This window comes from Streptomyces sp. NPDC004542 (assembly GCF_040610035.1).
In the GTDB taxonomy this organism is placed as follows: domain Bacteria; phylum Actinomycetota; class Actinomycetes; order Streptomycetales; family Streptomycetaceae; genus Streptomyces.
This window is the reverse complement of the sequence record NZ_JBEXLP010000006.1, coordinates 156,274-168,856: the sequence shown is the minus strand read 5'-3', so window position 1 is coordinate 168,856 and position 12,583 is coordinate 156,274. Positions and strand designations below refer to the sequence as shown.

General features: G+C 73.3%; 13 protein-coding genes. 5 read left to right on the top strand and 8 right to left on the bottom strand.

Features of this window, described 5'->3' with window-relative positions; translation table 11 throughout:
- Nucleotides 1-29: 29 nt before the first annotated feature.
- The 4 genes from ABZX30_RS06200 to ABZX30_RS06185 all read left to right on the top strand — a co-directional run bounded on the left by ABZX30_RS06200 (nucleotide 30) and on the right by ABZX30_RS06185 (nucleotide 4,483).
- Nucleotides 30-791, top strand: coding sequence for a DeoR/GlpR family DNA-binding transcription regulator (locus ABZX30_RS06200; protein ID WP_355929464.1), 762 nt, complete (start codon nucleotides 30-32; stop codon nucleotides 789-791).
- The gene (gene pfkB, locus ABZX30_RS06195) at nucleotides 788-1,735 is read left to right on the top strand and encodes a 1-phosphofructokinase (protein ID WP_355929461.1); all 948 of its coding nucleotides are present in this window, start codon (nucleotides 788-790) and stop codon (nucleotides 1,733-1,735) included. Before ABZX30_RS06200 ends, pfkB begins: the two co-directional genes overlap by 4 nt.
- A gap of 234 nt (nucleotides 1,736-1,969) precedes the next feature.
- Nucleotides 1,970-4,093: a fructose-specific PTS transporter subunit EIIC gene (locus tag ABZX30_RS06190; RefSeq protein ID WP_355929458.1), complete on the top strand. Its 2,124-nt coding sequence runs from the start codon at nucleotides 1,970-1,972 to the stop codon at nucleotides 4,091-4,093.
- 108 nt (nucleotides 4,094-4,201) lie between these two features.
- The gene (locus tag ABZX30_RS06185) at nucleotides 4,202-4,483 is read left to right on the top strand and encodes a hypothetical protein (protein WP_355929457.1); all 282 of its coding nucleotides are present in this window, start codon (nucleotides 4,202-4,204) and stop codon (nucleotides 4,481-4,483) included.
- Nucleotides 4,484-4,509: 26 nt separating this feature from the next.
- Here the strand turns inward: ABZX30_RS06185 and ABZX30_RS06180 are convergent, their stop codons facing one another.
- The 3 genes from ABZX30_RS06180 to ABZX30_RS06170 form a co-directional block, all read right to left on the bottom strand.
- Complete coding sequence (locus tag ABZX30_RS06180) at nucleotides 4,510-5,256, bottom strand: DUF6227 family protein (RefSeq protein WP_355929454.1); 747 nt, start codon at nucleotides 5,254-5,256, stop codon at nucleotides 4,510-4,512.
- Between the two features lie 157 nt (nucleotides 5,257-5,413).
- Nucleotides 5,414-6,634 (bottom strand): Ig-like domain-containing protein, encoded by a 1,221-nt coding sequence (locus ABZX30_RS06175; protein ID WP_355929452.1) that lies wholly within the window; start codon nucleotides 6,632-6,634, stop codon nucleotides 5,414-5,416.
- Nucleotides 6,635-6,775: 141 nt separating this feature from the next.
- Nucleotides 6,776-7,822, bottom strand: a complete 1,047-nt coding sequence (locus ABZX30_RS06170) for a P1 family peptidase (protein WP_355929449.1) — start codon at nucleotides 7,820-7,822, stop codon at nucleotides 6,776-6,778.
- 54 nt (nucleotides 7,823-7,876) lie between these two features.
- On the opposite strand from ABZX30_RS06170, the gene ABZX30_RS06165 reads away from it, so the two are divergent.
- Entirely contained in the window at nucleotides 7,877-8,053 is a 177-nt protein-coding gene (locus ABZX30_RS06165) for a hypothetical protein (RefSeq protein ID WP_355929446.1), read from the top strand.
- Between the two features lie 34 nt (nucleotides 8,054-8,087).
- Here the strand turns inward: ABZX30_RS06165 and mscL are convergent, their stop codons facing one another.
- From mscL to ABZX30_RS06140, 5 genes are all read right to left on the bottom strand, one after another.
- Nucleotides 8,088-8,546 carry a large conductance mechanosensitive channel protein MscL gene (gene mscL / locus ABZX30_RS06160; protein WP_355929443.1) on the bottom strand — a complete coding sequence of 153 codons (459 nt, stop codon included), beginning with the start codon at nucleotides 8,544-8,546 and terminating at the stop codon, nucleotides 8,088-8,090.
- 102 nt (nucleotides 8,547-8,648) lie between these two features.
- Nucleotides 8,649-9,221, bottom strand: a complete 573-nt coding sequence (locus ABZX30_RS06155; protein WP_355929518.1) for a hypothetical protein — start codon at nucleotides 9,219-9,221, stop codon at nucleotides 8,649-8,651.
- Between the two features lie 590 nt (nucleotides 9,222-9,811).
- On the bottom strand, nucleotides 9,812-10,645 hold the full coding sequence (locus ABZX30_RS06150; RefSeq protein ID WP_355929440.1) for an S-methyl-5'-thioadenosine phosphorylase: 834 nt from the start codon (nucleotides 10,643-10,645) through the stop codon (nucleotides 9,812-9,814).
- Between the two features lie 76 nt (nucleotides 10,646-10,721).
- A complete protein-coding gene (locus ABZX30_RS06145) occupies nucleotides 10,722-11,045 on the bottom strand; it encodes an FmdB family zinc ribbon protein (protein WP_355929437.1) in 324 nt (107 codons plus the stop codon).
- Nucleotides 11,046-11,112: 67 nt separating this feature from the next.
- The gene (locus tag ABZX30_RS06140; RefSeq protein ID WP_355929435.1) at nucleotides 11,113-12,423 is read right to left on the bottom strand and encodes an MFS transporter; all 1,311 of its coding nucleotides are present in this window, start codon (nucleotides 12,421-12,423) and stop codon (nucleotides 11,113-11,115) included.
- Nucleotides 12,424-12,583 lie beyond the last annotated feature (160 nt).

Here is a 12,583-nt window from a genome sequence, read left to right as displayed (position 1 = left end):
GTTCGGGCATGAGTCGGAGGCGAACGGACATGTACGCACCGGAGCGACAGCAGGAGATCCTCCGGCTCGCCCGGGACGGCGGCCGAGTGGACGTGCTCTCGCTCGCCGAGGAGTTCCAGGTGACGGCGGAGACGATCCGCCGTGACCTCAAGGCCCTCGACCGCGCGGGCCTGCTCCGCCGGGTGCACGGCGGCGCCATCCCGGCCGGCCGCCTCGACTTCGAGCCGGACCTCACCGAACGCGAGGGCACGGCCGCCGACGAGAAGGACCGCATCGCCAAGGCGGCCCTCGCCGAACTGCCGGCCGAGGGCACGCTGATCCTCGACGCCGGCACGACGGTCGCCCGCCTGGCCGGGGCGATCCCCCTGGAGGCACGGCTCACGGTCGTCACGCACTCCCTGCCGATCGCGGCCCGCCTCGCCGACCACCCGGGCATCCAGCTCCACCTGGTCGGGGGGCGCGTACGGCACCGTACGCGCGCCGCCGTGGACGCCTGGGCCCTGCGCGCGTACGGCGAGATCCGCGCCGACGTGCTGTTCCTCGCCGCCAACGGCTTCTCCGCCGAGCACGGTCTGACCACCCCCGACCTCGCCGAGGCCGCGGTGAAGCGGGCGGCCGTCGGCGCCGCCCGCCGGGTGGTGCTGCTCGCGGACTCCGCCAAGCACGGCCAGGAGCACTTCGCCCGCTTCGGCGGCCTGGACGACGTGGACCTGCTGATCACCGACAGCGGGCTGAACCCCGACGACGCCGTCGCCATCGAGCGCGGCGGCACGGAAGTAGTACGCGCATGATCCTCACCGTCACTCCCAACCCGTCCCTCGACCGTACGTACGAGGTCCACGCCCTGAAGCGCGGCGAAGTCATCCGCGCCGAGACCGAGCGCATGGACCCCGGCGGCAAGGGTGTCAACGTCTCGCGTGCCGTCGCGGCCGCCGGGCAGCGCACGGTCGCCGTGCTGCCCCTCGGGGGTGCGCCGGGCGCGCTCGTCGCGGACCTGCTGGACGTGCAGGGCATCGAGGTCGCGCCGGTCCCGATCACCGGGGCCACCCGCTCCAACATCGCGCTCGCCGAGCTGGACGGGGTCCTCACGAAGATCAACGCGCCCGGCCCGGAGCTGTCCGCGCAGGAGCGGGAACTGCTGCTGGAGACGGTCCGCGCGCAGTCGGGCGACGCCGACTGGATCGCGTGCTGCGGCAGCCTGCCGCGCGGGCTCGAACCCGCCTGGTACGCCGATCTGGTCGCGCGGGCGCACTCCGCCGGCAAGCGCATCGCCCTGGACACCTCCGGGCCCGCCCTGCTGGCGGCCCTGCGGGAGGGGCCGGACGTGGTGAAGCCGAACGCGGAGGAGCTGGCGGAGGCCGTCGGGCGTCCCCTGGCGACCGTGGGCGACGCGGTGAAGGCGGCCGAGGAACTGCGCGAGACGGGTGCGCGGGCGGTGCTCGCGAGCCTGGGCGCCGACGGTCAGCTGCTGGTGGACGCGACGGGCGCCTGGTTCGGCACCGCGCGGGTAGACGCGGTACGCAGCAACGTGGGCGCCGGCGACTCCTCGCTCGCCGGTTTCCTGATCGCCGGCGGCCGCGGCCCCGAGGCACTCGCCTCCGCCGTCGCGCACGGCGCGGCGGCCGTGCGGCTGCCCGGCAGTGTGATGCCCACCCCGGCCGACCTGGACCCGGCCGCGGTGACGGTCACGAGGGAGGTCCCGGTGGACCGCGAACTGACGGAGCCGGTGTCATGAACGTGCGTACGCCCGCGGCGCCGACCGCGCTGAAACGGTTCCCCAGGAAGCGGCGAGGTGCCCCCTTACTCGCCGCGACCACCGGCCGGCAGGGCACCCTGAGCCGCTCCGCCGACCCGCGGAGGCGGGGCTTCCCCGCCCCCGCCTCCGCACCCGCCGCCTCCCCCCACACCACCCCCGTCCCCACCCCGCCCACCCCACTTCCCGGGCGATACGCGCGCTAAGGAGCCCGCGATGAGCGAGATGATCACCGCGGACCTGGTCGACCTCGACCTGTCCGTCGATACCAAGGAAGCGGCGGCGCGCGTTCTCGCCGAACGCATGGTGGCCCTGGGCCGGGTGACCGACCTGGAGGGCTTCCTCGCCGATGTGGCCGCCCGCGAGGCGCAGATGCCGACCGGCCTCGACGGCGGCATCGGCATCCCGCACTGCCGCAGCGAGCACGTCACCGAACCCACCCTCGCCTTCGGGCGCAGCGCGGCCGGGATCGACTTCGGCGCCGCCGACGGCCCGGCCGACCTGATCTTCCTGATCGCCGCGCCGGCCGGTGCCGACGACGCCCACCTGACGATCCTGTCCTCGCTGGCCCGGCAGCTGATGAACGCCGAGTTCACCTCCGCGCTGCGCTCGGTGGGCGACGCCGCCGCGGCGGCCGCGCTGATCCGGGGCGACAAGGTGGCGGCCGAGGCGCCCGAGGCGGCCGAGGCGCCCGAGGCGGCTGAGACCGCCGGGGCCTCCGGGGCCGCCGGGACCGCCGAGACCGTCGGAGCGACCGGTTCCGAAGACTCCGCTGCGGCGTCGGCGGCGGCCTCCGCCGACGCCGCAGCGGGCAGCACGGCCCCCGCCGGGGCGGAGCGGCCGTTCCGCATCGTCGCCGTCACCTCCTGCCCGACCGGCATCGCCCACACCTACATGGCGGCCGAGTCGCTGGAGACCGCGGGACGGGACGCGGGCGTCGAGGTCGTCGTCGAGACGCAGGGCTCGGCCGGGTTCACCCGGCTCGACCCGGCGGTGATCGCGGCGGCGGACGGCGTGATCTTCGCCCACGACGTGCCGGTGCGCGACAAGGAGCGCTTCGCCGGGAAGCCGACCGTCGACGTCGGCGTGAAGGCGGGCATCAACCGGCCCGGCGAGCTGATCTCCGAGGTCCGCGGCAAGGCGGAACGCGGCGAGGTCACGGCGGCCGCGGCGCCCGGCACGCCGGTCGAGCGGGCCGGTGACTCCACCGAGGGGTACGGCACCAAGCTGCGCAAGTGGCTGATGTCCGGAGTCAGTTACATGGTCCCGTTCGTCGCGGCGGGCGGTCTGCTGATCGCCCTGGGCTTCGCGATCGGCGGCTACGAGATCAAGTCTGCGCCCTCGGTCATGGACCACTTCGTGTGGACCCAGGCCCACAGCTGGGCGGCCCTGATGTTCCAGATCGGCGCGGTGGCGTTCGGCTTCCTCGTCCCGGTCCTGGCGGGCTACATCGCGTACGGCATGGCGGACCGGCCCGGTCTGGTCCCCGGCTTCGTGGGCGGCATGATCGCCTCCACGATCAACGCGGGCTTCCTCGGCGGCCTGGTGGCCGGTCTGATCGCCGGTGGCGTGGTGATGGCGATCCAGAGGATCAACATCCCGGCGGTGCTGCGCGGCATCATGCCGGTGGTGGTGATCCCGCTGATCTCCTCGGCGGTCGTCGGGTTCCTGATGTTCGTGGTCGTCGGCAAGCCCATCGCCTCCGCGCAGAAGGCCATGACGGACTGGCTGAACGGCCTCTCCGGCACCAACGCACTGCTGCTCGGCGCCCTGCTCGGTCTGATGATGTGCTTCGACCTCGGCGGCCCGGTCAACAAGGTCGCCTACACCTTCGCCACGGCCGGGATCGCGGTCGCCAACCCCAGTGACTCCGCGATGAAGATCATGGCGGCGGTCATGGCGGCCGGTATGGTGCCGCCGCTGGCGATGGCCCTGGCCACGACCGTGCGCGGCAGGCTCTTCACGCAGACCGAGCGCGAGAACGGCAAGGCCGCCTGGGTGCTGGGCGCCTCCTTCATCTCCGAGGGCGCGATCCCGTTCGCCGCGGCCGACCCGCTGCGGGTCATCCCGGCCTCGATGGTCGGCGGCGCGCTCACCGGGGCCCTGTCGATGACCTTCGGTGCCACGCTGCGCGCCCCGCACGGCGGCATCTTCGTGGTCCCGCTGATCGGCAACGCGCTCCTCTACCTGATCGCCATCGCGGCCGGCGTCTGCGTCTCCACGGCGCTGGTGGTCGTCCTCAAGGGCATGCGCAAGCAGGCCCCGGAGGCCGCCGCGGGCAACGGGCCGGCGACGGGGGCCCCGGCGACCGCGGAGCGGCAGCAGCCGGTCGCGGCCTGACGGCCGGCACCCCCTGTCCCATTAGCGCGCTGTGAGCAGTTCACGGCACCTGCGAGATACGTCACGGTCCGGGACCAAAGTCCCGGACCGTGGTGTGTACTGGGGTGCATGCCTGCGCACGCGTCGATCCTCCAGCCGGTGGTGGTGATCCTCCTCGCCCTGGTGACCGCCGCCTGGGTGACCCTGCTGGGGCGCATCCTGCGCCGCCGCCGCTTCCGGGCGGCCGCACGGCGCGCCCACCGGAGGTCCGCGAACGCTGTCCCGGACCTTCCTGCCCTCCCTGCCCTGCCGGGCCAGCGGCAGACGGCCCCCGAGCGGGAGACCGTGGAGCTGACCCCGGCGGAGGAAGACGCCTTCGCCGGCCTGGTACGGCGGCTGGACCGGCCCTAGCGGAAGCGCCGCGAGAGCGCGGCGGTTCAGGCCTGCTGGGCCGCCCGGCGCTCCATGGCGTCGCGGGCCGCGTCCTCCGACGCGTACACCTCGCACATATGGCGCCCGTCGGGCGTCGCCGTGTGCTCGACCTCCCAGAGGGAGAGTTCCCTGCCGCCGTGCAGCAGGAAGGCGTGCTCGTAGAGCGAGAAGGTCAACGCGCCCCGGCCGGCCCGGCCCGGGCGGCCGAAGGCCTGCGTGATCTGGTGCGCTAACGCCGTCGCCAGCAGCGCCGCCGTCTCGGCGTCCGGCCGGTCCGGGTTCTCCGCGCGGCGCAGCAGCCGGCGCGCGTGGTCCGCCGAGTCGTCCGGGGCGTACACGTGCCGGGGCTCGGGGAGCGGTGACAGCTGCGTCAGCACCGGCAGCTCGAAGTCCGGGGCGTCCGCCGGCAGCGGCAGCCTGGCCGTGGCGGTGCGCAGCTCCTCCTCGTCCACGTACACCTCGTGCTGCGGCTCGCTGCCGGGTGCGGTGTTGTGCACCAGCTCCCACAGCGTGACCGCCGAGCCGTCGGCGAGCAGCCAGGTGTGCCGGTACGTCTCACGGTGCAGCCCCGCGCTGTGGTGGGCGGAGTGCAGCGAACCGTCGTGCGCCAGCGGGCACTCCAGCCGCCGCAGGCACTCATCGGGCAGTTCGAAGGAGTTCAGGGCACGGCCGAGGAGCCGCTCGAGCTGCTCCTCCGGAGACTCGGGCGACTCGGCTGGTTCGTACGCTGCCGTCTCGTACGGAACGCTCAAGGTTTCTCCCGGCGTTGCTGCATGTCACCTTGTGGGTGCATACCGTAGCCCCTCGGTCGGACATCATGTCCGGGAACCGAGAAAACGTGTGCCGGAAAAACGCCTGGGCCGCGCGGAATGTTCCCGCGCGGCCCGATCCATCGTCAGAAGTCGCCGCTCAGGCGCCGGTTTCCGCGGTCCACTCGCTCCAGGACATGTTCCAGCCGTTGAGCCCGTTGTCCGGGGCGACCGTCTTGTCCGGAGAGTTCCTGACGATCACGAGGTCGCCGATGAGGGAGTTGTCGTAGAACCACTTGGCGGTGGTGTCGCCCTGGGCGCCCTGCACGTCCGCGAGCCCCACGCAGCCGTGGCTGGTGCCCTCGCGCCCGAACGGCGGGTTGCCCCTGTTGTACCAGTAGTTGCCGTGCACGAAGGTGCCGGACTGGGTCAGGCGCATGGCGTGCGGCACGTCCGGGATGTCGTACTCGCCGCCGAAGCCGACCGTCGAGCCGTTCATACGGGTCTGCACGAACTTCTCGGAGATCACCATCTGGCCGTTGTAGGTGGTGTGGTCCGGGCTGCCCGCCGAGATCGGCACCGACTTCAGGGTCCTGCCGTCACGGACCACGGTCATGGTCTGCGTGTCGACGTCGACGGTCGATACCTGCGAACGCCCGACGGTGAAGGTCACCGTCTTCTTCTGCACGCCGTAGACGCCGTTAGCGCCCTGGACGCCGTCCAGGTCGATCTTCATCGTGACCTTGGAGCCGGCCTTCCAGTACTCCTGGGGCCGGAAGTCGAGCCGCTGCGCCCCGAACCAGTGCCCGGCCACCTGCTGTCCGCTGCTGGAGGTGACGGTGATGTGCGACTGGACGGCCTTCTTGGCGGTGATGGCCTTGTCGAAGGTGAAGGACACCGGCATCCCGACGCCCACCGTGGTGCCGTCGTCCGGGGTGTAGGTCCCGATGAAGCTGTTCGACGTCGTGACCGTGGTGAAGATGGAGTTGGCCGCGGCCGTGCGCCCGTCAGAGTCCTTCGCGGTCGCCGATATCCGGTACTTCGTCCCGCGCTCCAGCTGGGCCTTGGGCTTCCAGCTCCGGCCGTCGGCGGATATCGCGCCCGGCACGGCCTGCCCGGACCCCGCCACGGTCATCTGCACGTCGGTCAGCCTGCCGTCGCCGACCTTCACGCCGGTGGCGTTGATGGACGCGCCGGTCGAGCCGTCCTTCGCCGAGATGGCGATCTTCGCCGTGGACGTCTTCGTGGAGGTGCCGCCGCCCTTTCCGTCGTCGTCGCTGGCGCTGGCGTCGCCGCCGCACGCGGTGAGGGTGAGGGCGCCGACCATCAGGGCGGCACAGGCCACCAGTGCGCGCCGCGCTGCAATGTCCGGCGTTGTCACGGGCTGCTCCAGGTTCGTGTGATGTGCGTGATCCGCTCCAGTGCGTGAACGAAGAGGGAACCGGGGCCGGATGAGGTTCCCTCCGTTCGCGGTGCGGGCCACCACGTGACAGAACCGGGACAATCGCAGCGATCCGCGGATCTACGGCCTGCCGCCGCGGGCCCCGTACAGCTCCTCGTACGACGGCCACGCCCCGCCCGGCCCGTCCACCGGGCCGGCGGCCCGAACGGCGCGGACGATCGCGCGGGTCACCAGGTCCGCGCCGGCCGCGAGGACGGCGTTCAGCGCCAGCGGGTCGTCCTCCTGACCGGAGAGCGGGCGGGCACCCGTGGCCAGGGCGAACACCGTGTCACCGTCGTTGAGCAGATGGACCGGCCGGACGGCGCGGGCGATGCCGTCGTGGGCGGTGCCGGCCAGCTTCTGCGCCTGCGCCTTCGACAGGCCGGCGTCGGTGGCGACCACCGCGAGCGTGGTGTTGAGCGGCGGCGGTGCGCCGCGTCCCGCGGACTCGGCGAGGCGCCGGCGCGCGGCCTCGTGGACATGTGCCTCCGGGTACACCACGCGGCCCTCGAACAACTCGCCGTACAGCACACCCGTTTCCGGATCCACCGCCGAGCCGACGGCGTTGACCACCACCAGCGCGGCCACCGTGACCCCCGAGTCCAGCACCGTGCTCGCGGACCCGACGCCGCCCTTCAGCCCGCCCACGACGGCACCCGTGCCGGCGCCCACGCATCCCTGGGGCACCGGCGCCCCGGGAGCGCCGGCCGCGGCCGCCTCGACGGCCGCCCGGCCGGTGGCCGCGTCCGGCCGGGCCCGGAAGTCGCCGCCCCGGCCCAGGTCGAAGACACACGCGGCGGGCACCACCGGCACGACGTGCGCCGGATCCGCGCCGACGCGCACCCCGCGCCGCTGCTCCTCCAGCCAGGCCATCACACCCGACGCCGCGTCGAGCCCGTAGGCACTGCCGCCGGTCAGCACGACCGCGTCGACCTTCCGTACCAGGTTGCGGGGGTCGAGAGCGTCGGTCTCCTTGGTGCCGGGGCCGCCCCCGCGTACGTCGACCGCGGCGACCGCCCCGCCCTCCGGCGCGAGCACGACCGTCGTACCGGTGAGCCGGCCGTCGCCGATCCGGGTGGCGTGTCCCACCCGCAGGCCCATGACGTCCGTCAGTGCGTCAACTGTCATGCGGGCAGTCTGGCCCAGACCGGGGCGCCCGGTGCGGCCCGTACCCTTGTGGGTATGAGCAGCGCCCCCACGCCCGAGCCCCGCGAGCCGAAGCCCGCGCTGGTCTTCGACGACCCGATGGACCAGCAGTCCTCGGACGACACCGACCGCGGATGGGGCGAGCGGACCGAGGCGGACAGTGCCGGCGACCTCAAGCGCTTCCTCGACGAGAAGCCGCCCCACCACCTCTGAGCCCGGCCCGGCCCCCGCGGCGCCCGGCCCCCCGCTATCGCTCTCCGGGGCCCGAGGCGCGCTGGGCCACCAGCAGGTCGCGGATATCCTTGAGCACCTCGAGTTCGGTCACCTCCACGATCTCCTTCGTGCCCTCCCGCGCCTTCCTGCGGGATTCCATCCGGGCCAGGTACCTGGACATCGGCAGAACCATCAGGAAGTACACCACCGCACCGGTGATCACGAAGCTGAGCGTGGCGCCCAGCACGGATCCCCACATCAGCTGTATGCCGTGCGTGCCCTTGCAGGACGCGCTCAGGCATGAGCTGTAGGTGTCCAGGTTCTGCGTACCGACCGCGCCGACCAGCGGGTTGATGATCCCCTTCACCACCGAGTTGACGATGTTCGTGAAGGCGGCGCCGATGACCACCGCGACCGCCAGATCGACGACGTTGCCGCGCATCAGGAAGGCCTTGAAGCCCTGCCAGACGCTGGGTCCGTTCTTCTCGCTCACCTGGGAGCCTCTCTTCGCTTGCACAGGGTGTGGAACAAAACGCTCCGCAACCTACGGCACGACGAGGTGCCCCTGTCCAGCGCGGTGGCCCGGGCAAGGATCTCAGCACAGCGTCACCGCCAGCCGTGCCGTCGCGCTCGCGCCGACCAGCCGCGCCGCGGTGGGGCGCGGCACCGCCAGCACCACCAGCGCCCCGCTACCGGCCGCGCCGTCCTCGACGCCCGGCACCTTCGTCACGCGGGCCCCGCGCGCCACCACCCGGGCGTCGCCGCCCGTGGCCGGGTCCTCGGCGGCGATGACGTCGACGCGGTCGCCGGGCCGCAGCAGCCGCACGGTGGCCGCGTCGGCGATCCGGACCGGCGCCGTCACCAGCTCGGCCGCGGGCTGCCGTCGTACCGGCCCCGTCGGCGGATGCCCGCGTGCCCGCCCTCCGCGGTCCGGATCCGGCGCGGCGCGCGGTCCTGCCGCCACGAGCGCCGCCGCGGTCACGGCGAGACCGACCGCCAGGGCCCGCCTGCGGTGCCGTACCAGGCGTTGCAGCTGATACCGCCCGCCGTGCACCCGCACCGGCGCGAAGTGCGGCACCTCGCAGGTGGCGGGGGCGTCGGTGCCCGGCGGGCGCGGGGCGGCGAACGGCGTCGGAGGGGTCGGTGGGGAGGAGGGCGGGGGAGACATCTGCACGAGGACCACCACCTGCGGGAAGGAGACGAGGGATCGGCTTGCGCTCCCACGATGACGCCTCGCGCCGATGCCCGCCGGAGCCGGTGGACGACCGAAGGGTTGTGGAAAACCCGCCCACCCGAACGTGCGCTTCCGCTGCCGCGGGATCAGCGTCTTGCCCGGCCTGCGTGCCGTGACCTTGCCGTGATTTGTCATGAGTTGCCGTGAGTTGCGTTGAGTTGCCGTGAATTGCGGCTTTGCGGGCTACGGCCCCGGCGTCACGGCACCGCGCGCCGTGGTCCTGTGCTTCCTTCCGCTGCCGCGGGATTGGCGGCCCGCCGCCTTGCGCGGCGAGGCGCTGCCGCGAGTGCGGCCCTGTGCGCCGCAGCACCGCGTGCCGTGGCCCTGCCCGTGCATGCGACCTCGCGCGCCACGGTGCCGGAGCCCACGGCGCCGTAAGTCGTGGCGCTGTGCTTCCGCTGCCGCGGGATCAGTGGCCTGCCGTCCTGCGCGCCGTGGCCCCGCCGCGACCACGGCCCTGCGCGCCCCGGCGCCGGGCGCCACGGCACCGCTGCCCCCACCGCACCGCACCGCGCGCCGTCCCGCTACGGCAGTACGAACCCCGGATCCATTCCGCCCAGGGCGTTCACGCACAGGCAGTCCCGTTTCGCGGTTTCCGGCAGGGCCGCGACCGCGTCGAAGAGCACGTCGCGCAGCCGTGCCACGTTGGCCGAGAACACCCGCAGCACCTCCTCGTGCGAGACGCCCTCGCCGGTCTCCGCGCCCGCGTCGAGGTCGGTGACCAGGGTCAGGGAGGTGTAGCAGAGCTCGAGTTCACGGGCGAGCGCGGCCTCCGGATGACCGGTCATGCCGACCACCGACCAGCCCTGCGCCTGGTGCCACAACGATTCGGCACGGGTGGAGAAGCGGGGGCCCTCGACCACGACCAGGGTGCCGCCGTCCACGGGCTCCCAGTCCCGTCCGCGGGACGCCTTCAGGGCGGCGGCCCGGCCGGTGGGGCAGTAGGGGTCGGCCAGTGACACGTGCACGACGTTGGGGACGGTGCCGTCCGGCAGCGGCAGGCCGTCGAAGTAGGAGTTGGCCCGGGACTTGGTGCGGTCCACCAGCTGGTCCGGGACCAGCAGCGTGCCGGGCCCGTACTCGGGGCGCAGGCCCCCCACCGCGCAGGGCCCGAGGACCTGGCGGACGCCGACGGACCGCAGCGCCCAGAGGTTGGCCCGGTAGTTGATGCGGTGCGGCGGCAGGTGGTGCCCGCGGCCGTGGCGGGGCAGAAAGGCGACCCGCCGGCCGGCGATCTCGCCGAGGAAGAGGGAGTCGCTGGGCGCCCCGTACGGGGTGTCCACCTGTATCTCGGTCACGTCCTCGAGGAACGAGTAGAAGCCGGAGCCGCCGATTACGCCGATCTCTGCGTTCGCCATGAGCAGCACACTAGCCGCCGCGGGAGACGCCGAGGACCCCGCCGTCCTACGACGGCAGGGTCCCGTAAGGAAAAGGTCAGGCGGCGGAGCTGCTGGTGGAGCTCGACGACGAGGAGCTCGACCCGGACGACGAGGACGCCGTCGACGACGAGTCCGAGGTGCTCGACGAGGACGAGCCCGACGAGCCCGACGGCTTCGAGGCCGGGCTGCTGCTCGAAGAGGAGCCGCGGCTGTCGTTGCGGTAGAAGCCGGAGCCCTTGAAGACAATGCCGACCGCCGAGAAAACCTTCTTCAGGCGGCCACCGCAGTTGGGGCACTCGGTCAGCGCATCGTCGGTGAACTTCTGCACCGCCTCGAGGCCCTCGCCGCACTCGGTGCACTGGTACTGGTAGGTGGGCACTGTCTTCCTCCTGGCACTCTCACTCGATGAGTGCTAACGACGAACCATACTGACGTATTCCGGGGGATCAGTCCACCGTCACAGGCAAGCGGTGACCGACGCCACGTGCGACCGTACGGGTCCGGGGCCGGCCGGCGAGCAGCGACCGCAGGGCCACCAGGGTCGCCAGGGCCAGCACGGTACCGGCCGCCGGGACCAGGAAACCGGCGCCGTCCCAGAGGCGGTCCTCCAGCTGTCCGGCGACGGTGACGGCGGCCGCCTGGCCCAGCGCGACCGCGCCGGTCAGCCAGGTGAAGGCCTCGGTGCGGGCGCCCGCCGGGACCAGCTCCTCCACCAGGGTGTAGCCGGTGATCAGGGAGGGCGCGATGCACATGCCGACCAGCAGGCCGAGCCCGGCGAGGAGGAGCACGGAGTGGGCCGTCCAGAGGGCGGACGCGGTCAGCGCGAGAGCCGCGTACCCGAGGACCAGGCGCCGCCGCGGGGCGGCCTTCCAGGCGATCGCGCCGCAGACGACGCCGGAGAGCATGTTGCCCGCGGCGAAGACGCCGTACAGGACGCCGTTCAGGCCGGGCTCGCCGATCGACCCGGTGAAGGCGGCCAGCCCGACCTGCATGCCGCCGAACACCGATCCGATGCCGAGGAAGGTCACCACCAGCACGCGCACACCGGGGACGCGCAGCGCGGAGGCGCGCCGTACGCGTGCGTGCCCGGTGTCGGCGGCCACGGGCGGCTGGGCGCTCCTCCGCGCGGCGAACAGCAGACCGCCGACCAGCGTCAGCGCCGCCTCGGTGACCAGACCCGCCGCCGGGTCCAGGGCGGTGCACAGGGCGGTCGCCAGCAGTGGGCCGACGACGAAGGTCAGCTCGTCCGTGACGGACTCGAAGGCCGCCGCGGTGGCCATCAGGGGCGAGTTCCGCAGCGTCACGCCCCAGCGGGCGCGCACCATCGGGCCGATCTGCGGCACCGAGGCACCGGTCGGCACGGCCGCCGCGAACAGGGCCCACAGCGGCGCGTGGGCCAGCGCGAGCGCCGTGAGGGCCAGGCCCGACAGGGCGTGCACGAAGACGCCGGGGACCAGTACCGCGCGCTGCCCGTAGCGGTCGGCGAGGCGGCCGCTGTAGGGCGCGAACAGCGCCATGGAGACGCCGGTGGCGGCCGCGGCGGCGCCTGCCGCGCCGTAGGAGCCGGTGGTGTGCCGCACCAGCAGCACGATGGAGAGGGTGAGCATCGCGAACGGCTGGCGCGCCGCGAAGCCGGGGAGCAGGAACGTCCAGGCGCCGCGGGTGCGCAGCAGTTGCCCGTATCCGGGGCGGGACGCGTGCGCCGGGTTCGCGTGCGCCGGGTTCTCCGACGGCTCGGTGGTGACCGTGGACTCCACGGCCCGTGCCTTTCTGCCGCCTGGTAGCGCCACCCCTCGTCCGGTGCGGGGGCGCCGAGAGCTGTCCTCTTGCGCGGAACTGCGGTAGATGCCGGCGCCGCCCACCGCGGGGCGTCCCGGCCGCCATACGGTCGCGCCAGCTCTGCGTCAGGCAGAGTTG

Coding starts and splice junctions, on each gene's coding strand:
- ABZX30_RS06200 (WP_355929464.1), top strand. CDS start 30: ATGTACGCACCGGAGCGACAGCAGGAGATCCTCCGGCTCGCCCGGGAC.
- ABZX30_RS06170 (WP_355929449.1), bottom strand. CDS start 7,822: ATGACAGTTGACGCACTGACGGACGTCATGGGCCTGCGGGTGGGACAC.
- ABZX30_RS06150 (WP_355929440.1), bottom strand. CDS start 10,645: ATGGCGAACGCAGAGATCGGCGTAATCGGCGGCTCCGGCTTCTACTCG.
- ABZX30_RS06190 (WP_355929458.1), top strand. CDS start 1,970: ATGAGCGAGATGATCACCGCGGACCTGGTCGACCTCGACCTGTCCGTC.
- ABZX30_RS06185 (WP_355929457.1), top strand. CDS start 4,202: ATGCCTGCGCACGCGTCGATCCTCCAGCCGGTGGTGGTGATCCTCCTC.
- ABZX30_RS06155 (WP_355929518.1), bottom strand. CDS start 9,221: ATGTCTCCCCCGCCCTCCTCCCCACCGACCCCTCCGACGCCGTTCGCC.
- pfkB (WP_355929461.1), top strand. CDS start 788: ATGATCCTCACCGTCACTCCCAACCCGTCCCTCGACCGTACGTACGAG.
- ABZX30_RS06165 (WP_355929446.1), top strand. CDS start 7,877: ATGAGCAGCGCCCCCACGCCCGAGCCCCGCGAGCCGAAGCCCGCGCTG.